Here is a 564-nt window from a genome sequence, read left to right as displayed (position 1 = left end):
CAATCCGCTAACCTTTTTGCACCCTAATAAAAAACGCATAAAAGAATACGACTGGGCCCATTTACAAGGGGTGGTGGTACATAACTTTTCACGCTCTTCACTCAACACCACCATATTAATGGTGTGCAAGCCTCATACCCATAAAACAATTGACCATATATTATTAGACCCATTACGTGCTGGCATAGGCAGTTATTTGGTTTGGGGTTGGGTCAATAACTTTATGTGTGCTAACAAATTAGCGGGTCTAAACGACGGCAAATACAAATGGGAACAAGAAACCCAATTTAAAGAAAAAATTATTAAAGGACAAGGCTGGCCCGAATGGATGGTTGAAGCGTTTAATGCCACATCGCAACAAGAGTTAGCTGAAATTAAACAACGGCATCATGTAAAACAATAAGGTTCAATGGCTCAGGGCGGGGACGGATCAAAAAGCCTATTTTGATAAATATGATCGTAATATCGACGTACTGACTAGGCGCCCAATACCCGATTATAGCAAAATTGACAAGCCAGACGAATTTATTTTAACCACATCGACTAATCATCTTACTGATAAAA

1 protein-coding gene is annotated in these 564 nt (G+C 39.5%); it reads left to right on the top strand.

From position 1 onward, the window contains the following. Window positions 1-403: DUF6708 domain-containing protein (locus B9N71_RS13170; RefSeq protein WP_167370126.1), on the top strand; the 403-nt coding region annotated here is incomplete at its 5' end. Window positions 404-564: the final 161 nt, after the last annotated feature.

It is taken from the genome of Gilliamella bombi, assembly GCF_900103255.1.
Taxonomy (GTDB): Bacteria; Pseudomonadota; Gammaproteobacteria; order Enterobacterales; family Orbaceae; genus Gilliamella; species Gilliamella bombi.
This window is presented reverse-complemented; position numbering and strand designations above follow the sequence as displayed.